Annotated in this window: 20 protein-coding genes; 11 read left to right on the top strand and 9 right to left on the bottom strand. The window is 71.1% G+C overall.

Going from position 1 to position 19421, the window contains the following annotated elements:
• Positions 1-18 precede the first annotated feature (18 nt).
• The 4 genes from ACFYWS_RS36895 to ACFYWS_RS36880 all read right to left on the bottom strand — a co-directional run bounded on the left by ACFYWS_RS36895 (position 19) and on the right by ACFYWS_RS36880 (position 2909).
• The gene (locus ACFYWS_RS36895) at positions 19-813 is read right to left on the bottom strand and encodes an SURF1 family protein (RefSeq protein ID WP_389283790.1); all 795 of its coding nucleotides are present in this window, start codon (positions 811-813) and stop codon (positions 19-21) included.
• A gap of 77 nt (positions 814-890) precedes the next feature.
• Complete coding sequence (locus tag ACFYWS_RS36890; protein WP_351336486.1) at positions 891-1124, bottom strand: hypothetical protein; 234 nt, start codon at positions 1122-1124, stop codon at positions 891-893.
• Positions 1125-1213: 89 nt separating this feature from the next.
• Positions 1214-2203 (bottom strand): DEDDh family exonuclease, encoded by a 990-nt coding sequence (locus ACFYWS_RS36885; RefSeq protein WP_389283789.1) that lies wholly within the window; start codon positions 2201-2203, stop codon positions 1214-1216.
• 79 nt (positions 2204-2282) lie between these two features.
• Positions 2283-2909, bottom strand: a complete 627-nt coding sequence (locus ACFYWS_RS36880) for a TetR/AcrR family transcriptional regulator (RefSeq protein ID WP_389283787.1) — start codon at positions 2907-2909, stop codon at positions 2283-2285.
• Between the two features lie 129 nt (positions 2910-3038).
• Between ACFYWS_RS36880 and ACFYWS_RS36875 the strand changes: the two genes are divergently transcribed.
• From ACFYWS_RS36875 to ACFYWS_RS36840, 8 genes are all read left to right on the top strand, one after another.
• Positions 3039-3836 carry an acetoacetate decarboxylase family protein gene (locus ACFYWS_RS36875; protein ID WP_389283786.1) on the top strand — a complete coding sequence of 266 codons (798 nt, stop codon included), beginning with the start codon at positions 3039-3041 and terminating at the stop codon, positions 3834-3836.
• 1 nt (position 3837) lies between these two features.
• Entirely contained in the window at positions 3838-4722 is an 885-nt protein-coding gene (locus tag ACFYWS_RS36870) for an SDR family NAD(P)-dependent oxidoreductase (RefSeq protein ID WP_389283784.1), read from the top strand.
• Between the two features lie 25 nt (positions 4723-4747).
• Complete coding sequence (locus ACFYWS_RS36865; protein WP_389283782.1) at positions 4748-6031, top strand: amidohydrolase family protein; 1284 nt, start codon at positions 4748-4750, stop codon at positions 6029-6031.
• Positions 6028-7263 (top strand): amidohydrolase family protein, encoded by a 1236-nt coding sequence (locus ACFYWS_RS36860; protein WP_389283780.1) that lies wholly within the window; start codon positions 6028-6030, stop codon positions 7261-7263. Before ACFYWS_RS36865 ends, ACFYWS_RS36860 begins: the two co-directional genes overlap by 4 nt.
• A 24-nt stretch (positions 7264-7287) precedes the next feature.
• Entirely contained in the window at positions 7288-8010 is a 723-nt protein-coding gene (locus ACFYWS_RS36855) for a VIT family protein (protein ID WP_389283779.1), read from the top strand.
• 72 nt (positions 8011-8082) lie between these two features.
• Positions 8083-8967: a sterol desaturase family protein gene (locus tag ACFYWS_RS36850; protein WP_389283777.1), complete on the top strand. Its 885-nt coding sequence runs from the start codon at positions 8083-8085 to the stop codon at positions 8965-8967.
• Positions 8964-9641 (top strand): lysoplasmalogenase, encoded by a 678-nt coding sequence (locus tag ACFYWS_RS36845; protein WP_389283775.1) that lies wholly within the window; start codon positions 8964-8966, stop codon positions 9639-9641. The genes ACFYWS_RS36850 and ACFYWS_RS36845 overlap by 4 nt, the downstream gene beginning before the upstream one ends.
• 40 nt (positions 9642-9681) lie before the next feature.
• Positions 9682-10725 carry a zinc-dependent alcohol dehydrogenase family protein gene (locus ACFYWS_RS36840; protein WP_389283773.1) on the top strand — a complete coding sequence of 348 codons (1044 nt, stop codon included), beginning with the start codon at positions 9682-9684 and terminating at the stop codon, positions 10723-10725.
• Between the two features lie 22 nt (positions 10726-10747).
• Here ACFYWS_RS36840 and ACFYWS_RS36835 read toward each other — a convergent pair whose 3' ends face one another.
• The 3 genes from ACFYWS_RS36835 to ACFYWS_RS36825 form a co-directional block, all read right to left on the bottom strand.
• Positions 10748-11761: a CopD family protein gene (locus ACFYWS_RS36835; RefSeq protein ID WP_389283938.1), complete on the bottom strand. Its 1014-nt coding sequence runs from the start codon at positions 11759-11761 to the stop codon at positions 10748-10750.
• 154 nt (positions 11762-11915) lie between these two features.
• A complete protein-coding gene (locus tag ACFYWS_RS36830; RefSeq protein WP_389283771.1) occupies positions 11916-13328 on the bottom strand; it encodes a CoA transferase in 1413 nt (470 codons plus the stop codon).
• Positions 13329-13439: 111 nt separating this feature from the next.
• Positions 13440-14996, bottom strand: coding sequence for a S8 family serine peptidase (locus tag ACFYWS_RS36825; protein ID WP_389283769.1), 1557 nt, complete (start codon positions 14994-14996; stop codon positions 13440-13442).
• A gap of 289 nt (positions 14997-15285) precedes the next feature.
• Between ACFYWS_RS36825 and ACFYWS_RS36820 the strand changes: the two genes are divergently transcribed.
• The 3 genes from ACFYWS_RS36820 (at position 15286) to moaA (ending at position 18419) form a co-directional block, all read left to right on the top strand.
• Positions 15286-15654, top strand: coding sequence for a DUF485 domain-containing protein (locus ACFYWS_RS36820; RefSeq protein ID WP_389283768.1), 369 nt, complete (start codon positions 15286-15288; stop codon positions 15652-15654).
• The gene (locus ACFYWS_RS36815) at positions 15651-17279 is read left to right on the top strand and encodes a cation acetate symporter (protein WP_389283766.1); all 1629 of its coding nucleotides are present in this window, start codon (positions 15651-15653) and stop codon (positions 17277-17279) included. The genes ACFYWS_RS36820 and ACFYWS_RS36815 overlap by 4 nt, the downstream gene beginning before the upstream one ends.
• Positions 17280-17429: 150 nt before the next feature.
• A complete protein-coding gene (moaA, locus tag ACFYWS_RS36810) occupies positions 17430-18419 on the top strand; it encodes a GTP 3',8-cyclase MoaA (RefSeq protein ID WP_389283764.1) in 990 nt (329 codons plus the stop codon).
• A gap of 4 nt (positions 18420-18423) precedes the next feature.
• On the opposite strand, the gene ACFYWS_RS36805 is transcribed toward moaA, so the two are convergent.
• Both ACFYWS_RS36805 and ACFYWS_RS36800 read right to left on the bottom strand, forming a co-directional pair.
• On the bottom strand, positions 18424-18669 hold the full coding sequence (locus tag ACFYWS_RS36805) for a hypothetical protein (RefSeq protein WP_389283762.1): 246 nt from the start codon (positions 18667-18669) through the stop codon (positions 18424-18426).
• A gap of 205 nt (positions 18670-18874) precedes the next feature.
• On the bottom strand, positions 18875-19228 hold the full coding sequence (locus tag ACFYWS_RS36800; RefSeq protein WP_389283760.1) for a DUF3099 domain-containing protein: 354 nt from the start codon (positions 19226-19228) through the stop codon (positions 18875-18877).
• Positions 19229-19421: the final 193 nt, after the last annotated feature.

Genomic DNA, 19421 nt, shown 5'->3' with positions numbered 1-19421 from the left:
GTCCCGGGAGGCGCTCGGTCAGCCGACGGCGGCCGGCGTCTCGGCCTCGGCCGTGGGCGTCTCTTCCTTGCGTCGCCGCTCCCGCAGCTCGCGCCGCACCAGCACCACCCAGCCCACGGGCACCGCGGCGGCGAACAGCCACCACTGGATCGCGTACGCGTAGTTCAGCGCGGAGTCCTCCTTGCCGGGGGCTCCGACCAGCTCAGGGATGTCGCCCTTCGGGGCGGGGGCGGTCTGGGCGACGTAGCCGCCGAGCACCGTCCTGCCGAGACGCTCGGCCTCCTGCTTGCTGTTGATCAGCATGACCTGCCGGTCGGGCAGGTCCTTGAGGTCCTTGATGCCGCTGGCCTCGGTCGTCTCGTTGGGCATCAGACGGCCGGTGACGGTGGTCTCGCCGCGCGGCGGGGCGGGGACCTTCGGGAAGGAGGTCTGCGCCCCGTTCGCAGGGATCCAGCCGCGGTTGACCAGCAGGACCCTGCCGTCCTTCAGGACGAACGGGGTCAGGATGTGATAGCCGACCTCTTCGTTGGAGTTGACGCGGCGTCGCACCACGAGCTCGTCGTCGGTGTCGTAGCGGCCCTTCGCGGTCACCGCGCGGTACCGCTCGTGGCTGTTGACGACGTGGCCGGGGGACGCCAGGTCCTCCACGGGCACGGGCTTCGCGTTGAGCGCGTTCGTGACCAGCTGGTTCCTGGCGTCGCGCTCCTCGTAGCGGTGCATCTGCCAGATGCCCAGCCAGATCATCGTGGGGATGAGGACGAGGGCGACCAGGGTGAGGATCACCCACTGCCGGGTCAACAGGAAGCGGTACACCCCATGACCGTACAGCGGCGGGCATGGGGTGCTTTCAGTGGGGTGTGCCCGATTGTGTCGGGCGTGTGCCGAGGGTTTCAGGCGTTGTCGACGATGCCCACCTTCCCCTCCGCGCGGGAGCAGTGCGCCCCGCAGAACCAGTGCCCGTCGACCTCGACGCCCTGCCCGATGATGCGGCAGCGGCAGTGCTCGCAGATCGGCGCCATGCGGTGGATGGCGCAGCTGAAGCAGTCGAAGACGTGGACCGCTCCCTGGGCATGGACCTCGAAGGACATGCCGTAGTCGTTTCCGCAGACTTCACAACGTGCCATGCGCCACAGGGTGGGCGTCCGAAGCGGCGCCGGGCGAGCGGGCGCGGGGCGAGTCGCCCCGCGTTCACCCGTCTGCCAGGCCCCGTGGCCTACGCGCCGTCCGCCGCCGTCACGTCCTGCAACAGCTGTCCGAACGCCGCCTCGTCCATGACCGGCGTCCCGAACTGCTTCGCCTTCACGACCTTCGACGTGTACGAGTCCGGGTCATTGGTCACCAGGAGGCTGGTGAGCCGGGACAGGCTCGTCGCGACATGGAGGCCCGCTTCGGTCGCCCGGTCCTCCAGGAGCTCGCGGTCGACCGACGTGTCCCCGGAGAACGCCACCCGCATGCCCTGCTTGAGCGGCTTGTCCGGCTCGTAGCGGCCCGGGTTCGGGTAGGGGCAGGCGGGGCGCTTGCGGGAGGCGCGCCAGGTGCCCCCGCCGCCTCCTCCTCGGTAGGAGGAGGACCCGGACTGACGCGGCACCGAGCCTTCCGACCACTCGGTGAGCGGGCGGCATTCGAGCAGCGGCAGCCGCACGCTCGAAGCCGCGGCCGTGCGCAGGCTCGGGCGGAACGCCTCCGCGAGCACGCGCGCGTCGTCGAGCGCGTTGTGCGCGTGCTCCTGTACGACGCCGAAGTGCGCCGCGAGGGACTCCAGCTTGTGGTTGGGCAGCGGCAGGCCCAGCTCCTTGGAGAGCGCGATGGTGCACAGGCGCTGGCGGACCGGGGCGGTGCGCTGTGCGCGCGCGTACTCGCGGGCGATCATCGACCAGTCGAACACCGCGTTGTGCGCGACCAGGACGCGGTCGTCGAGGCGCGCGGCGAACTCCTCGGCGATGTCCGGGAACAGCGGGGCGGCCGTGAGCATGTCCGTCGTCAGGCCGTGGATCCACACGGGGCCTGGGTCGCGCTGCGGGTTGACCAGCGTGTACCAGTGGTCCTCGACATCGCCCCGCGCGTCCAGGCGGTAGACGGCGGCGGAGATGATCCGGTCGTCCCGGGACAGACCGGTGGTCTCCACGTCGACGACCGCGTATCCCTTCGGATACGCGGCCGGCCAGGAGGCTGCGGACGCTGCGGTCGGATGGTCTTCGAGCATGGTCCCAGAGGATACGGGCCGGGACTGACACTCCGGTCGCCGCCTTCCCCACAAGCCGTGTCGCGGATCACGTCGCGGCTCAAGTGGGCGGGTCCAGGAGCGACTTCACCAGGGCGCGTACGGAAGTTGTGAAGATCCGCTCCGGGTCGGCGGGCGCGGCGAGCGCGCGGGCCAGCACCCGGTCCTCCTCCGCGGTGCCCGCGCCCCAGAGTTCCTCTTCGCGCGGGTGCTGGGCCGGGGCCCGCTCCCGGTTCCGCTCGACGAGGACGTGGCCGACGACCTGGAAGAGGACCGCGCGCACGGCCTCGGCGGCGCGCGTCCCGCGCAGTCCCGCGGCGTGCACCTCGTGCACGAGGGCCTGCTGTGCGGGCAGGAACATCCGCTCGGTGAGGCCGCGTTCATGGACCATCGCGATCAGGTGCGGGTGGGCGCGCAGCCGGCGGCGCAGTGTGCGGGCGACGGAGAGGACGCGGTCCTGTGGCGTGGCGCCGCGGGGCCGGAAGCCGCCGAGGTCGGCGACGGTGCGCTCCACGAGGGCGTCGAGCAGGGACTCGCGGTTGCCGACGTGCCAGTAGATGGACGTGACGGCCGTGCCCAGTTCGGCCGCGAGTTTGCGCATGGTGAGTGCCTGCGGGCCGTGCTGCTTGACGAGGTCGGCGGCGACGGCGACGACCTCTTCGCGGGTGAGCGGTGCGCGTGCTGCCACTTTCCGCCTCCCGGTCCTTGCCCTGTGCGCATGTCTTTACCCTTCATCGCCTCCGGTGTAACTGTGTTACAGGCGACTCGCGAACGACCGAACGACCCCCATCACGTCTCGTACGAAGGGTGGTACGACATGGCACGCGTACGCTACGGAGCGCGCAGTGAGGCGGAGATCGCCGCTTCGCGCTCGGCGAGCAGCAAGCTTCCCGACATCTGGTCCACCGGTGTGGTGGCCGTGTGGGAATCCGATCCGGACGCGGTGGCCGCGGTGCTGCCGCCGCCGCTGAAGCCCACAGGACGGCCCCTGGTGCGGGCCAACATCAGCAAGGTCGACCTGCCGGGCTATCCGCTGGGCGCGGGCTCGGTGGCCGTCGCCGCCGAGCACGGGGGAGTGGAGGGCTGGTATCCGCTCGTCATGCCGATGACGCACGAGCGGGCGCTCATCGGCGGGCGCGAGGTCTTCGGTGAACCGAAGAAGCTCGGCGAGGTCACCGTGGAGCGCGACGGGCTCGTCGTGACGGCGGCGCTCGCGCGGCACGGCATCGCGTTCGTGGAGGTGCGCGGCGCCGTCAGCGCCGACCTGCCGATCCCGGAGCCCTCGCAGAAGACGGACTTCTACTTCAAGTTCCTTCCAGGAGTGGACGGTTCGGGTTTCGACGCGGAGCCGGTCCTGGTGCACTGCCTGCGCAACGAGAAGATCAGGAAGCTGGAGCGGATCACCGGGGACGTCGTCCTGCGGGAGTCCATGTACGACCCGGTCGCCGACCTTCCGGTGCGTTCCCTGGTGGACATCACCATCGGTGAGAAGACCACCGACCAGAAGGGCAAGGTCGTCGAGCGGGTCAGCGCGCAGGCCCTGCTCCCGTACATCCATCAGCGCTACGACGACCCGCAGCAGATCCACGACGGCCCGCCCGAGGGGAGCGCCTGACATGGAACTGCGCGAGGGACAGGTCGCCGTCGTCACGGGCGCGGCGAGCGGGATCGGGCTCGCCATGGCGCGGCGGTTCGCGGCGGACGGACTGAAGGTGGTCCTCGCCGACGTCGAGAAGGGCGCGCTGGAGAGCGCGGCCGAGGACCTGCGCCGCACCGGCGCGACCGTGCACGCGCGCGTGGTCGACGTCGGCGAGCGCGAGCAGGTCATGGACCTGGCCGCGGACACGTACGCGACGTTCGGCGCCTGCCATGTGCTGTGCAACAACGCGGGTGTCGGCTCGGGCGCCGAGGGCCGCATGTGGCAGCACGAGCCGAACGACTGGAAGTGGGCGTTCAACGTCAACGTGTGGGGTGTCTTCCACGGCATCCAGGCCTTCGTGCCGCGCATGATCGAGGGCGGCGAGGAGGGCCACATCGTCAACACGTCCTCCGGGGACGGCGGCATCGCGCCACTGCCGACGGCGTCCGTGTACGCGGTCACGAAGGCGGCCGTCGTGACCATGACCGAGTCGCTGTACGCGCATCTGAAGGCGGAGCACGCGCGCGTGGGCGCGTCCGTGCTGTTCCCCGGCCCCCATATGTTGCGCACCGGCCTGTGGGAGTCGCACCGCAACCGGCCCGACCGGTTCGCGAAGGAGCGTCCCCGTAAGACGCCGTACCGCAGCCTCGACCAGTGGGAGACCGCGATGAAGGAGGCCGGGAACGAGGTCGCGTTCACGCCCGTGGAGGAGGTCGCCGACTTCGTCGCGGAGGGCATCGCGGCGGACCGGTTCTGGCTGCTTCCGGCCAGCGAGCACAGCGACAAGCAGATCCGGGCGCGGTCGCGGTCGATGCTGGACCGCGGCAACCCGGCGTACCTGGAGAGCTTCATTCTCGACTGAGCACGAGGGGACGTGTGACGACCGAATGACCGACCAAGACCCGTACCTGATCATCTCCTCCGACTGCCACGCCGGACTGCCCACCGAGGAGTACCGGCCCTACCTGAACAGCCGGTTCCACCGCGAGTTCGACGCGTTCCTCGGCGAGCGGGACAAGCGCCGCGAGGAGGCGACCCGGCTCGGCATCCGCAACGACGCGTTCGCCGCCAAGTGGTTCGAGGACAACGAGGAGGGCCTGCGCGGCGGCTGGGACTCCGCACAGCGCCTCAAGGAGCTCGACGGCGACGGGGTGGCCGCCGAGGTCGTCTTCCCCGACGCGGACGCCGTGGACAGCCAGACGGCGGCGCCCTTCGGTGTCGGGCTCGGCCTCTCCGGCGACCAGGACCCCGAGCTCGGCATGGCGGGTGCGCAGGCGCACAACCGCTGGCTCGCCGAGTTCGTCTCGCAGCACCCGGAACGACACTGCGGTGTCGCCCTGTTGCCCGTCACCGCGGACCCGGACAAGGTCGTCGCGGAGATCCACCGGGCGAAGGAGTCGGGGCTCGGCGCTCTGATGATCCCCTCCATGTGGGTCGACCAGGACCCGTACCACGCGCGCCGCTACGACCCCGTGTGGGCGGCCGCGGCCGAGTGCGAGATGCCGGTGGTGACGCACTCGGGGGCGGCGCCGCGGCACGAGTACGGCGACCATCTGGGCATCTACGTAAGCGAAGTGACGTGGTGGCCGGCCCGGCCGCTCTGGTTCCTCCTCTGGTCGGGCGCCTTCGAGCGGCATCCGGGGCTGAAGTTCGGTGTCGCCGAGTCGGGCTGCTGGTGGCTGCCGAACCTGCTGTGGTTCATGGACCGCCTCTACCTGGGCGCGCACGGCGGCAAGAAGCTGTCCCCGTTCGCCGAGTTGAAGCGCTCCCCGGCGGAGTACCTGGACCGGCAGGTCTTCGTCTGTGCCACCAACACCAAGCGCCGCGAACTCGCCCAGCGTTACGAGATCGGCGTCGACAACATCCTGTGGGGCAGCGACTTCCCGCACCCCGAAGGGACCTGGCCGGACACGCGCGCGTGGTTGAAGAAGACCTTCCACGACATCCCGGTCCCGGAGACCCGGCGGATGCTCGGCCTGTCCGCCGCCGAGGTGTTCGGCTTCGACACCGCCAAGCTGGCGCCGCTCGCGGCCCGCATCGGCCCGACTCCCGCCGACCTCGGCCAGGACGCCGACCAGAGCGCCGTGGAGGCGTCCTGGGCGCGCTCGCGCGAGGTGGGACGGCACTGGCTGACCGAGCACGACTTCCCGCACATCGGGGTGACCCCATGAGTGCCGCTCAAGATCGCTACACCGTCATCTCGGCGGACTGCCACGCGGGCGCCGATCTCCTCGACTACAAGCCGTACTTGGAGGCGCGGCACCACGACGCGTTCGACGCGTGGGCCGCCGGCTACGTGAACCCGTACGAGGACCTGGTCGCCGACACAGCCGACCGGAACTGGAACTCGAAGCGTCGCCTCGAAGAGCTGGAGCAGGACGGCATCGTCGCCGAGGTCGTCTTCCCGAACACCATCCCGCCGTTCTTCCCGTCCGCCTCGCTCATGGCGCCCGCGCCCACCCGCGAGGAGTTCGAGCAGCGCTGGGCCGGTCTGCGCGCCCACAACCGGTGGCTGGCGGACTTCTGCGCCGCCGCCCCTGGCCGCAGGGCGGGCGTCTTCCAGATCCTCCTCAACGACGTCGACGAGGCCGTCAAGGAGATCCGCTGGGCGGCCGAAGCGGGCCTGAAGGGCGGCCTGTTGCTGCCCGGTACGCCGCCGGGCTCGGGCCTTCCGGAGCTCTACTCGTCGACGTACGACCCGATCTGGCGGACCTGCGCCGAGCTCGGCGTCCCGGTCAACCACCACGCGGGTTCGGCGTCCCCGCCGCTCGGCGAGGAACCGGCCGCCCGCGCGGTGTTCATGGTCGAGACGACGTGGTTCTCGCACCGCGCACTGTGGCACCTCGTCTTCGGCGGCGCCTTCCGTAAGCACCCCGATCTGAGGCTCGTCCTCACGGAGCAGGGCTCGGGCTGGATCCCCGGAGTCCTGGACATGCTGGACTACTACCACGCGCGCCTGGTCAGGGCGGCCACGAAGGCCAACACGGCCGAGGCCAAGTTCGGTGCGGGGCTCGCCGATTCGATGGGCAAGGGCCCCTCTACGGTGTGGCGTGAGAACTGCTACGTAGGCGCGAGTTTCATGCGGCCCCACGAAGTGCCCCTGCGCAACCGGATCGGCCTCGACAAGATCATGTGGGGCAGCGACTACCCGCACGACGAGGGCACGTACCCGTACACGCGCGAAGGTCTGCGCATCGCCTACGCGGGGCTCCCGAAGGACGAGATCGCCGCGATGGTCGGCGGCAACGCGGCCCGCGTCTACGGGTTCGACCTCGGCCTCCTCGACCCCATCGCGGCCCGCGTCGGTCCCACCGTCGCGGAGATCGACGAACCGCTCAAGGAGCCGCCCGCGGACGCGACGAGCCCGGTGTTCGCGCCAGGGGCGTCGGTACGCGTGTGGTGACGCGCCGGGTGGCATGCTCACCGCGTGACGGAACCAGGAGCGCACACCACCCATGACGAGTCGCACGGCGGCGCGCTCGGCTCGCGGCTCAACTGGCTGCGCGCCGCCGTACTCGGCGCCAACGACGGCGTGGTCTCCACCGCGGGACTCGTCGTCGGCGTCGCCGGAGCCACCGACGACCGCTCCACGCTGCTCACGGCGGGGCTCGCCGGGCTGCTCGCCGGATCGATGTCCATGGCGGCCGGCGAGTACGTCTCCGTGTCCACGCAGCGCGACTCCGAGAAAGCCGCCATCGCCATGGAGAAGCGCGAGCTGACCGAGCAGCCGGACGCCGAACTGGAAGAACTCACCGACCTGTTGGAGGAGCGCGGGCTCAGCCGCGACGTCGCCCGCGAGGCCGCCGAGCAGCTCACCGAACGGGACGCGCTGCGCGCCCACGCGCGCGTGGAGCTCGGCATCGACCCCGACGACCTCACCAACCCGTGGCACGCCGCCTGGGCCAGTTTCCTCGCCTTCACGGCGGGCGCGCTGCTGCCGCTGCTCGCGATCGTCCTGCCGCCCTCCGAGTGGCGGCTGCCCGTCACGGTCGGCTCCGTCCTCGCGGCGCTCGCCTTCACCGGCTACAGCAGCGCCCGGATGGGCAGCGCGGCGGTGCGGCCCGCGGTGTGGCGCAACGTGGGCGGGGGAGCGCTCGCGATGGCGGTCACGTATGCGGCGGGTTCTTTGTTGGGTGCTGCCGGAATTTGACCCTTACCGGCGGTACTACTTGTCGGTAACTACCTATAGCCGGGGGCAGGTCAGGGACCTTACGGTGCACGTATGCCGTCCCCGAACCTGCCCGATGCCGTGCTGTGGTCGATCCCCGCCTTCGTGCTGCTCACGATCGTGGAGATCATCAGCGTCCGGATCCACCCCGACGAGGACGCCGCGGGCTACGAGACCAAGGACGCGGCGACCAGCGTCACCATGGGGCTCGGAAGCCTGGTCTTCGACCTCCTGTGGAAGATCCCGATCGTCGCGATCTACACGGCCGTGTACGAACTGACGCCGCTGCGCGTGCCCGTCCTGTGGTGGACGATCCCGCTGATGCTGCTCGGCCAGGACTTCTTCTACTACTGGTCGCACCGCGGACACCACGTGATCCGCATCCTGTGGGCGTGCCACGTGGTGCACCACTCCAGCCGCAGCTTCAACCTCACCACGGCGCTCCGGCAGCCCTGGACGAGCCTGACCGTGTGGCCGTTCTACCTGCCGCTCATCGCGCTCGGCGTGCACCCGGCGGCGCTCGCGTTCTGCTCGTCGGTCAACCTCGTGTACCAGTTCTGGATCCACACCGAGCGCATCGACAAGATGTGGCGGCCCTTCGAGTTCGTCTTCAACACGCCCTCCCACCACCGCGTCCACCACGCCTCCCAAGGCGACTACCTGGACCGGAACTTCGGCGGGATCCTCATCCTCTGGGACCGGCTCTTCGGGTCGTGGGTGGCGGAGGTCGAGCGCCCCGAGTTCGGGCTCACCAAGAACATCAGCACGTACAACCCGCTGCGCGTCGCCACCCACGAGTACGCGGCCATCGCCAGGGACCTGCGGGCGGCGGCCGGTTGGCGTGAGCGGGCCGGGAGGGTCTTCCGGGGGCCGGGGTGGCAGCCGGAGCCCGCCGACGTGCCGAACGCCCCGCAGAAGGTCACCGAGGGCGCCGCATGAGGCCTGCCGCACCGATGTGGCGCGCCGCGTTCTTCGTGGTGTGCGCCGCCGACCTCGTCGCGCTGCTCGTGGGCACGGAGAGCGCGCACGTCGTCCTCAAGCCCCTGCTCATGCCGCTGCTCGCGGCCTACGTGATCGCGTGCCGCGGCCCCCGGCTGCTGTGCGCCGCCCTGCTGCTGGGGTGGTGCGGCGACGTGCTGCTGCTGTTCGACCAGGACACCGTGTTCCTCGCCGGGATGGGCGCCTTCGCCGTCGGGCACGTCTGCTACCTGGTGCTCTTCAAGCGGCACGGGACGCCGCGCGCGCGTGGCGCGCTGCTCGGCGCCGCGTACGGCGTCGCGCTCGTCGTGACGGTGGCCCTGCTGTGGACCGATCTGCCGCCGGACATGCGCGGGCCCGTCGCCGCGTACAGCGTGCTGCTGACCTGCATGGCGTTCGCGTCCTCCCGGCTCGGGGCGGCGGCGGGCGCGGGCGGCGCGCTCTTCCTGCTCTCGGACTCGCTCATCGCCATGGGAGTCGCCGACTGGCCCGCTCTGCCGCGCCCCGACTTCTGGGTCATGGGCACCTACGTAGCGGCGCAGTACCTGATCGCGCGCGGGGTGCTCGGGGAGCGGGCCGCGGCCCCTCCGGCGTACCGTGAAAGGCGCGCCGCGACCCGGCGCATCGCTCACTGACCTGCGTCGATGGCAGGTCCCGCACAAAGGAACACCTCCCATGCGCGCCACCACCATCCACGCTCCGTACGACCTGCGCGTGGAGGACGTTCCCGACGCCGCCGTCGTGCGGCCCACGGACGCCGTGGTGCGTGTTCTGCGCGCCTGCGTCTGCGGCAGCGACCTCTGGGCCTACCGGGGCGAGGCCGCGCGGCAGGCCGGGCAGCGCATCGGGCACGAGTTCCTCGGCTTCGTCGAGGAGACCGGCTCCGAGGTGTCCGTCTTCAAGCGCGGAGACCTGGTCGTCGCGCCCTTCATGTGGTCGGACGGGGTGTGCGACTACTGCCGCGAGGGCCTGACCACGTCGTGCGAACACGGCGGATTCTGGGGCGCGGTCGGCCACGACGGAGGCCAGGGCGAGGCCGTGCGCGTCCCCTACGCCGACGGCACGCTCGTCGCGCTGCCGGCCGAAGCCGCCTCCGACGACCGTCTGCTGTCCGCCCTCCTGACGCTCTCCGACGTGCTGGGCACCGGCCACCACGCGGCGCTCGGCGCGGGCGTGCGCGAGGGCGCGACCGTCGCCGTCGTGGGGGACGGCGCCGTGGGCCTGTGCGGTGTCCTCGCGGCCCACCGGCTCGGCGCCGAGCGGATCATCGCGCTCGGCCGCCATCAGGTGCGTACGGACATCGCACGGAGCTTCGGCGCCACGGACGTCGTCTCGGAGCGCGGCGAGGCGGCCGTCGCGGCGGTCCGCGAACTCACCGGCGGCCAGGGCGCGCACGCCGTGATCGAGGCGGTCGGCACCGAGCAGTCCATGAACACCGCCGTGAACATCACCCGCGACGGCGGCGCCATCGGCTTCGTCGGCGTCCCGCACGGCAGCGGCAGTGGAGTCGACCTGCGCGTCATGTTCGACCACAACATCGCGCTGCGCGGCGGCGTCGCCCCTGTCCGCTCGTACATCCCCGACCTGATGCCCGACGTCCTGGACGGGACCATCGACCCGTCGCCCGTCTTCGACATGACGGTCGACATCGAGGGCGTGCCCGGTGGCTACAAAGCGATGGACGAGCGCGCCGCCCTGAAGGTGATGGTCACCAACTAGGCGCCGCTACGGGGACACGGGCTCACCAGCGGATCGGCACCGGCAGCGCTGTCAGCGCCGCCGACACCGCCACGACGACCGCCAGGATCACGACCTCCGCGCGCGCGGGCACGTAGGCGCTCCCGCGGTCCGGGGCGCGTCGCAGGCGCAGCCGCGCCACCAGGGCGAGGCCCGCGACGACGGTGACCAGGAGCACCTTCGCGAGCAGCACGCGACCGTAGGCCGTCGTCGTCAGCTGGTCGAGGACCGTGCTCGGCGGCATCCGGCGCAGGGTGCTGCACACGCCCGTCGCGGTGATGGCCGCGAGCAGTACCGCGGCCACGCGCGCGTAGAGGCCGAGAAGTGCCGTGCCCGCCTCGGGGGCGGTCGTGCGCCAGGCGTGCGTCGTGCGCAGCACGTACAGCAGTCCGCCCACCCACAGGGCGGCGCAGACCAGATGGACCAGGGTGAGTCCCGAGCCGAGCAGTGCGGTCTCCTCGGCCGCCGGATGCGCCCGCAGTGCCTCCGCCACGGCCACGGCGGCCAGCGGGAGGAGCGCCGTCGTCGGACGCCGCCAGCGGGCGCACAGGCCTGCGAGCAGAAAGCCGTTGACCTCCACGAGCGCGAGCGCGCCGTCGCGTGTCCCGCCCAGGCCGCCGATGTCCAGCGCTGCGACGCTGTGCGGAATCAGGTTCCCGGAGGCCACCACGGAGGCGAGCCCGAGCGCGGCCGCGAACCCGGCCCACGGCGCGTACGCCGACCAGGTGCGCGGCGGCTCCCGCGACGGGTCCACCTTGCGCGCGAGGAACCCGGCGAACACCTCGCCCACCTGGACGCACAGCGCCGCGAACAAGGCCGTGCGCAGGAGTGCGATCACGCCGACGCCGGGCGCCGAGGCCTCACCGGTGCCGTCGAGCGCGGCGCGCGGCCCCAGCAGCGGGATCAGTGCGGCGACGGCGACGAGTACGAGCACGGCGACGGCGCGCCCCGCGCCGGGGCTGCGCAGGGAGACGTCGGCAGCCGCGACGGAAACGGGAGCCTCGGTGGGCGGCGGTATGGAACTCACCACTGGATCTTCACCAGGCGGCACGGATCCCGGCAAGCGCAGACCGACAAGTGGGGCATGCGAATCCGGACCATGTGCGGCCGGGTCCGGTGCTGCGCTGCGTCGGTTCACGACTACGTAGGACGCGATTTCGGGGCCCCGCGGTTCACCCGGCCGGCAGCCACCCGGCCTCGTCCGTGCCCCAACCCCCGGGAGGGCGCGCCCAGTTCGCGGGACCGCCGTCGAACGACAGAGGCGGCAGGGCGTGCCGCAGGCGCCCGATCGGGCTGTCCGCCTCGGTCAGCCAAGCGGCCGGATCGTCCGCCTCGTACGGCTCCGCGCGCTCGCCGTACCCTCTCGGGCGCGCCCCTTGCAGGAGCCAGGCGGCCGTCTGCGCGAGCGCGAGCCGCACCACCCGCGAACCGCCCTGTGCCGTCTGCTCGGTGAGCGCGCGCAGCACCGCCGCCGCGAGCAGATAGCCCGTACCGTGGTCGAGCGCCTGCGCGGGCAGGGCGCCAGGGCGCTCGGGGGAGCCCTCGGTCGCCGCGATGCCCGCCGCCACCTGGACGAGGCTGTCGAAGCCGCGCCGCCCGCTCCACGGGCCGTACTCGCCCCAGGCCGACAGCGCCGCCACCACGAGCCCCGGCCGCCGCTCGGCGAGCGCTTCCGGAGCGAGCCCGAACCGGTCGAGCGCGCCGGGCCGGTACCCCGTGACCACCACGTCCGCGCCCGCGAGCAGCTCGTCGAATGTGCGCCGGTCCGCCGCGTCCGCCAGGTCGAGCCGGGCCGAGCGCTTGCCGAAACCGGTGTCCGCGTGCGCGTCCGCCGCCTCGGGCAGCTGCGGCGCGTCCACCCGCAGCACGTCCGCGCCGAGCAGCGCCAGGGTGCGCGTGGCGACAGGGCCCGCGATGACGCGGGTGAGGTCGAGGACCCGGATCCCGGCCGCGGGCGAGAGCACCCCGCGCGACAGCGTCCGGGCCGGCGCCGCGTCGGCCCGGTCGAGCGTCAGGAGTGGACGGGCCGCCACCTGCGCGCCCTGGGGATGCGCGGCCCACTCCTCGGGCGTGCGCAGCGCGACGGCCAGGCCCCCGGCCGCGTACACCGTCTCCTCGACCTCGTACGCGGAGCGCTCCGCGAGCAGCGCCGCCACCTCGTCCACGGTCGCGTCCACGCCGGTCCCGAGGGCCGCACACAGCCGCGCCCGGTGGTGCGGATAGTTCGCGTGGGTGCGCAGCCAGCCGTCCCGCGTGCGCCAGAAGCGCGACAGCGGCGCGAAGTTGACCGGCGCGCGCCCGTCGATCAGCAGATGCCGCTCGCTGGTGAACGCGGTGGCCACCGCGCCGTCGTCGACACGCGCCCGGATGGCGCCGAGGGGGTGCCTCGCGCGCGTGGCGGCCAGTTCGGCGGCGGCGAGGGAACAGCAGCCGACGCAGGACCTGGCCAGGTCGACGACGGGGAGGCGGGCGGGCAGCGAACCCGCGCGCGTGCGGTACGAGACGCGGGCGAGCAGGGCGGGGTCGCCGCCGAGCGCCGCCCACGCGGCCCGGGTGTCGACCGGTGCATGGGGCGCATGTGTCATGTCCGCACTATCGCGCAGCAGTTGGCCCCGGCACACGGTCGGCACACGCAGGGGCCGGGTGGCGTGCGCCACCCGGCCCCTGTCCGCCTCACATGGTGCGTACGGCGTCGGTCACTTGACGGCCTTCAGCGCGTCCACGATCCCGTACCCGTAGAAGCCGTTGCGCCGCTCGGGGCCCTCGCAGACCGCGTCGACCGTGCCGTCGCCGTCCCCGTCGTACGCGGTCGGGCACGGCTCCTTGTCGGCCTGCGCCTTCATCAGGGACTGCAACTGCGCCGGAGTGGCCTTCGGGTGCGTCGACTTGAGGAGCGCGGCGACGCCCGCGGCGTGCGGCGAGGCCATCGACGTGCCCTGCAGCCAGCCGTACTGGTTGCCCGGCAGCGTGGACAGGATGCGGCCGTCCTTCGACGGGGTGTCGGCCGGCTTCTGATACTTGTCGCCGCCCGGCGCCGCGATGTCGATGACACCGTTGCCGTACGTCGAGTAGTACGACTTGGCCTTGGTCACGCCCGTCGCGCTCACCGTGACGACGCCCGGCAGCTGCGTCGGGATGTCGAGGCAGGTGTGCGGGTCGATCGTGCGGTTCACCGGCGTCGAGTCGTCCGGGCTGGAGTCGTCCACGATCGCGTCGGAGTCGAGGTCGTGGTTGGAGTTGCCCGCGGACGCCAGGTTCAGCGTGCCCTTCTTCTGGGCGTACAGCTGGGCCCGGTTGACCGCGTCGACGATGCCCCGCTGGTCGGGGTCGTCCATGCAGTTGTAGAGCCACGGGTCCACGTAGTAGCTGTTGTTGGTGACCTCGATGCCGTGGTCGGCCGCGAACACGAAGGCGCAGACCACGCTCTCCGGGTAGAACAGCTCGCTGACCGGGTCGGCCACCTTGATGCCCGCGACCTTCACGCCCGGAGCGACACCGGCGACGCCGACCCCGTTGCGCGCGGCGGCGATCTCACCGGCGACGTGCGTGCCGTGGTAGTGGTCCGGGTTCGCGGGCCGCCAGGCGCCCGGCGAGGTGTCCGCCTTGCCGCCGACGCAGTTCGCGGACTGCGACGCGGAGAAGTTCGGGGCGAGGTCGGGGTGGGTGTCGTCCACACCGGTGTCGATGACGCCGACGGTGACCTTCTTGCTGCCCGGGGTGATCTTCGCGGCCTTGTCGGCGCCCATCGCCCGCAGGTCCCACTGGTCGGCCTCGAGCGGTTCCTGGGCGGAAGTCGCCTGCGCGGCCGCGGACTTGGCGTCCGCCTTGGACAGCTTCTGGACGGCGCCCTCTTCGGTGGTGCCGGCCGGGCTGAGCGGCGCGGTGCGGGTCGCGCCCGCCGTGGCCACCCCCTTCGCCGCGCGTATTCGCTTGCCGAAGTCGGCGTTCGAGGAGTGGGCGACGATGACGCCGATCTTCGCGTACGTCGCGACGATGGAGCCGTCGGCCGCGGATATCGCCTTCGTCACCGAGGAGATCGTGCGGGCATCGGTGCCGCGCGTGTTCACCACGTACGCGAGCGAGGAGGCCGAACTGGCCGTCGCCGAGGGGGAGTCGACGGCGGGGGCCGCCGTCGCGGACGGCAGGAAGCCGAAGGAGGCCGTCAGCGCGATGCCGATCGGCAGGGCGAGGGCCAAGCGGCGCCGGGACGACAGGCGTCTGGCGGGCAGACGTCTGGAAGGCAGATGAGCCATGGGGTCTCCACATCATCCGTCGGTTATGGAAATGCCCGGTAGACGAGAACACGAGTGGGTTCCGGGCAGGTACATGACGCGTGGTGCGATGTGAACGTATCTCTGGTCACCGCAGGTCATCAACGAGTTCCGAAAGAAGTTCCGAAAGAAACAAGGTGAGTTGAACCGCGTCGACCGTGCGCCCGTGCCGTTGTGCAGGGGGTCGGGGAGCTCTACCATCGCGACCCGGCCCGCGTGATCCAGATCACGTCGAGGTTCGAGAGACAGCACCCCATCGCGAGGAGAGTCCGTGTCCACCGACGCACCACCACCGCAGCAGGGCAGCCCGCACGACGGGCCCGCGCTGCCCTCCACCGAGAAGTTCATCGAGGTGCAGGAAGGCGCGGAGTTCGGTGAACTGCGCCGTGCGCACCGCTCGTTCGCCTTCCCGCTGACCGTCGGCTTCATCGCCTGGTACCTCGTGTACGTGCTGCTGTCGAACTACGCGGGCGACTTCATGGGCACCAAGGTGTTCGGCAACATCAACGTCGCCCTCATCCTCGGCCTCGGCCAGTTCCTGACCACGTTCCTCATCGCCTGGTGGTACTCGCGGTACTCCGCCGCCAAGCTCGATCCCAAGGCAGAGGCCATCAAGGCCCGTATGGAGGGCGGCGCATGAGCCCCGTCATGTCCCAGATCCCCCTGGCCGCCGAGGCCAGCGAGCACCGGCCGCTGATCATCAGCCTGTTCGCGGTGTTCGTCCTCGCGACGCTCGTCATCACCGTCTGGGCGGGCCGCCAGACCAAGAGCGCGTCCGACTTCTACGCGGGCGGCCGCCAGTTCACCGGCTTCCAGAACGGCCTCGCGGTATCCGGCGACTACATGTCCGCCGCGTCGTTCCTCGGCATCGCGGGCGCCATCGCCCTCTTCGGCTACGACGGCTTCCTCTACTCGATCGGCTTCCTGGTCGCCTGGCTCGTCGCCCTGCTCCTGGTCGCGGAACCGCTGCGCAACTCCGGTCGCTACACGATGGGTGACGTGCTCGCCTACCGGATGCGCCAGCGCCCGGTGCGTACGGCGGCCGGCACCTCGACGATCGTCGTCTCGATCTTCTACCTGCTCGCGCAGATGGCGGGCGCGGGCGTGCTCGTCTCGCTGCTGCTCGGCATCACCTCGGACGCGGGCAAGGTCGGCATCGTCGCGCTCGTCGGCGTCCTGATGATCGTGTACGTCACCATCGGCGGCATGAAGGGCACCACCTGGGTGCAGATGGTCAAGGCGGTGCTGCTGATCGCCGGCACCATCCTGCTGACCTTCCTGGTCCTGCTGAAGTTCAACTTCAACATCTCCGACCTGCTGGGTACGGCTTCCGAGACCAGTGGCAAGGGTTCGGCGTTCCTGGAGCCCGGCCTGAAGTACGGCCTCACCGCCACGTCGAAGATCGACTTCATCTCGCTCGGCATCGCGCTCGTGCTCGGCACGGCGGGCCTGCCGCACATCCTGATCCGCTTCTACACGGTGCCGACCGCCAAGGCGGCCCGTAAGTCGGTCAACTGGGCCATCGGCATCATCGGCGCCTTCTACCTGATGACGATCGCGCTCGGCTTCGGCGCGGCCGCGCTCATCAAGCCGGAGGAGATCATCGCCTCCAACCCGGCGGGCAACACGGCGGCACCCCTGCTGGCGCTCCATCTGGGCGGCGTCGACTCCAGCTGGGGCGCGATCCTGCTCGCCTCGATCTCGGCGGTCGCCTTCGCCACGATCCTCGCGGTCGTCGCGGGTCTGACCCTCGCCTCGTCCTCCTCGTTCGCGCACGACATCTACGCGAACGTCATCAAGAAGGGGCAGGCCACCGAGAAGCAGGAGATGAAGGCGGCCCGCTGGGCCACCGTCTTCATCGGCATCGTCTCGATCGCCCTCGGCGCGCTCGCCCGCGACCTGAACGTGGCGGGCCTCGTCGCCCTGGCCTTCGCGGTCGCGGCCTCCGCGAACCTGCCGACGATCCTGTACTCCCTCTTCTGGAAGCGGTTCAACACCAACGGCGCGCTGTGGTCGATCTACGGCGGCCTGTTCACGGCGGTCTTCCTGGTCCTCTTCTCGCCCGTCGTCTCGGGCAACCCGAAGACCTCCATGTTCAAGGGCGCCGACTTCCACTGGTTCCCGCTGGAGAACCCGGGCATCATCTCGATCCCGGTCGGCTTCCTGCTGGGCGTCATCGGCACCTACGTCGCCAAGGAGAAGGCCGACAAGGGCAAGTACGCGGAGCTCGAGGTCCGCTCCCTGACGGGCACCGGAGCCCACTGACCAGCTCTGTCTCCTGTGTGCCGTGCCCCGCGTCGTAGATCCCTACGAGGCGGGGCCCGGCACACTCGTCTGTTCGCAGGCCTGCCGCTGTCAGACCCGTCACGTAGGCTCGGGATCAGTAGGTAAGAACCGCCGAGGGAGGGGGCCCACGTGCTCATCGACACATACGGCCGAGTGGCAACCGACCTGCGGGTCTCGCTGACCGACCGGTGCAATCTGCGCTGCACGTACTGCATGCCCGAGGAGGGCCTGCAGTGGCTCGCCAAGCCGGATCTGCTCACCGATGACGAGATCGTCCGCCTCGTCCGCATCGCGGTCACCGACCTCGGCATCACCGACGTCCGCTTCACCGGCGGCGAACCCCTGCTCCGGCCCGGCCTTGTCGGCATCGTCGAGCGGGTCGCGGCCCTGGAGCACCGCCCGAAGATGTCGCTCACGACGAACGGGATCGGGCTGAAGCGCACGGCGGGGGCGCTCAAGGAGGCGGGCCTCGACCGGGTCAACGTCTCGCTGGACACGCTCCGCCCCGATGTCTTCAAGACCCTGACCCGGCGTAACCGGCACCAGGACGTCATCGAGGGCCTCGAAGCGGCGCGCGACGCGGGCCTGACCCCGGTGAAGGTCAACGCGGTCCTGATGCCGGGGCTGAACGAGGACGAGGCCCCGGACCTCCTCGCCTGGGCGGTCGAGCACGACTACGAGCTGCGTTTCATCGAGCAGATGCCGCTCGACGCCCAGCACGGGTGGAAGCGCGAGGGCATGATCACCGCGGGCGACATCCTCACCTCGCTGCGTACGCGCTTCGAGCTCACCGAGGAAGGGTCCGGCGAGCGGGGCTCCGCGCCCGCCGAGCGCTGGATCGTGGACGGGGGGCCGCACCGCGTCGGCGTCATCGCCTCGGTGACCCGCCCGTTCTGCTCGGCCTGCGACCGCACGCGGCTCACGGCGGACGGCCAGGTCCGCACCTGCCTGTTCGCCACGGAGGAGACGGATCTGCGGGCGGCCCTGCGCTCCGACATGCCGGACGAGGAACTGGCCGCCATCTGGAAGCGCGCCATGTGGGGCAAGAAGGCGGGCTCGGGTCTCGACGACCCGTCGTTCCTGCAGCCGGACCGCCCGATGTCGGCGATCGGCGGCTGAGGCCTCAGCCCTCGGTCTCGGGGCCGTCCCACTCCGCGAGCGCCACGACATCCTTCAGGAACCCGCGTACGCCGAGGAACTTGGCCAGGTGCTCGCGGTGCTCGTCGCACGCCAGCCACGTCTTGCGGCGCTCCGGAGTGTGCAGCTTCGGGTTGTTCCACGCGAGCACCCACACGGCGTCGGCGCGACAGCCCTTGGCCGAGCACTGGGGAGTTTCGGGCGACGGTCCGGAGAGGTTCGCGAGGTTCACGCGTCAACCTTAAACGCCCCGGAAATGGCGACGCCGAGCAGCCACGGGGGGAGCTGCCCGGCGTCGGTCCGTCGCTCCGACGGGGGATGCGGAGCGCTCCCGCAGTATGCCACGGGGGACCCACCGCCCGGCACCGGAACAACATGATTGATCTGAGCTTTTCTTGAGCTTTGTCGACCGGTTGTGCGCCGGGTCCGACCCTTGCTCAGGCCCGGTCCTCCGGGGCGGATTCCGCGGTGTCGGCGGACGGCACCGGGGAGATCACGGGGCGTGAGGGCGCGGGTACGAAGGTCGACGGAAGGGAGGGCGCGTTCTCCCGGCCCGCGTTGGCGAAGACCACGGAGACGTAGGGGAGGAGTACGCCGAGAACGAGCGTCACGATGGCGACGTGCCGCTCCACGTTCCACAGCACTGCGGTCAGGATCACGGAAACGGTGCGGACGGACATCGAGATGATGTACCGGCGCTGCCGGCTGCGGACATCGTCGGCGAGCCCCTGCCGGGCGCCCGTGATCCGGAAAACCTCTGCCCCACCGTTGCCCTTGCGCTTCCGCTTCACACTCCACCACCCGCCAGCTCGCCGGACTCTCCCCGGACCGGACTCGTCCACGGTACGCCCGGTATGCGTCGGCTACGAGACCGGGGGCGGGCCCGGCCTGGGAGCACGGCCTGCGCCATACCACGTACGGAGCTGTCCGACATGCGCCGTATGGCGTACGCGGTGAGACTGATCGCGTGGGCGGCCGCTCGGC

Origin of the sequence: Streptomyces sp. NPDC002795 (assembly GCF_042888725.1) — a bacterium.
In the GTDB taxonomy this organism is placed as follows: Bacteria; Actinomycetota; Actinomycetes; order Streptomycetales; family Streptomycetaceae; genus Streptomyces.
Note: the sequence above shows the minus strand (reverse complement) of the source record. Positions and strands in the feature narration are given on the sequence as shown.

Bases quoted from the DNA above. Each gene is read 5' to 3' on its own strand.
- ACFYWS_RS36890 (WP_351336486.1), bottom strand. From the start codon at position 1,124: ATGGCACGTTGTGAAGTCTGCGGAAACGACTACGGCATGTCCTTCGAG.
- ACFYWS_RS36885 (WP_389283789.1), bottom strand. From the start codon at position 2,203: ATGCTCGAAGACCATCCGACCGCAGCGTCCGCAGCCTCCTGGCCGGCC.
- ACFYWS_RS36875 (WP_389283786.1), top strand. From the start codon at position 3,039: ATGGCACGCGTACGCTACGGAGCGCGCAGTGAGGCGGAGATCGCCGCT.
- ACFYWS_RS36870 (WP_389283784.1), top strand. From the start codon at position 3,838: ATGGAACTGCGCGAGGGACAGGTCGCCGTCGTCACGGGCGCGGCGAGC.
- ACFYWS_RS36865 (WP_389283782.1), top strand. From the start codon at position 4,748: ATGACCGACCAAGACCCGTACCTGATCATCTCCTCCGACTGCCACGCC.
- ACFYWS_RS36860 (WP_389283780.1), top strand. From the start codon at position 6,028: ATGAGTGCCGCTCAAGATCGCTACACCGTCATCTCGGCGGACTGCCAC.
- ACFYWS_RS36850 (WP_389283777.1), top strand. From the start codon at position 8,083: ATGCCGTCCCCGAACCTGCCCGATGCCGTGCTGTGGTCGATCCCCGCC.
- ACFYWS_RS36845 (WP_389283775.1), top strand. From the start codon at position 8,964: ATGAGGCCTGCCGCACCGATGTGGCGCGCCGCGTTCTTCGTGGTGTGC.
- ACFYWS_RS36840 (WP_389283773.1), top strand. From the start codon at position 9,682: ATGCGCGCCACCACCATCCACGCTCCGTACGACCTGCGCGTGGAGGAC.
- ACFYWS_RS36830 (WP_389283771.1), bottom strand. From the start codon at position 13,328: ATGACACATGCGCCCCATGCACCGGTCGACACCCGGGCCGCGTGGGCG.
- ACFYWS_RS36825 (WP_389283769.1), bottom strand. From the start codon at position 14,996: ATGGCTCATCTGCCTTCCAGACGTCTGCCCGCCAGACGCCTGTCGTCC.
- ACFYWS_RS36815 (WP_389283766.1), top strand. From the start codon at position 15,651: ATGAGCCCCGTCATGTCCCAGATCCCCCTGGCCGCCGAGGCCAGCGAG.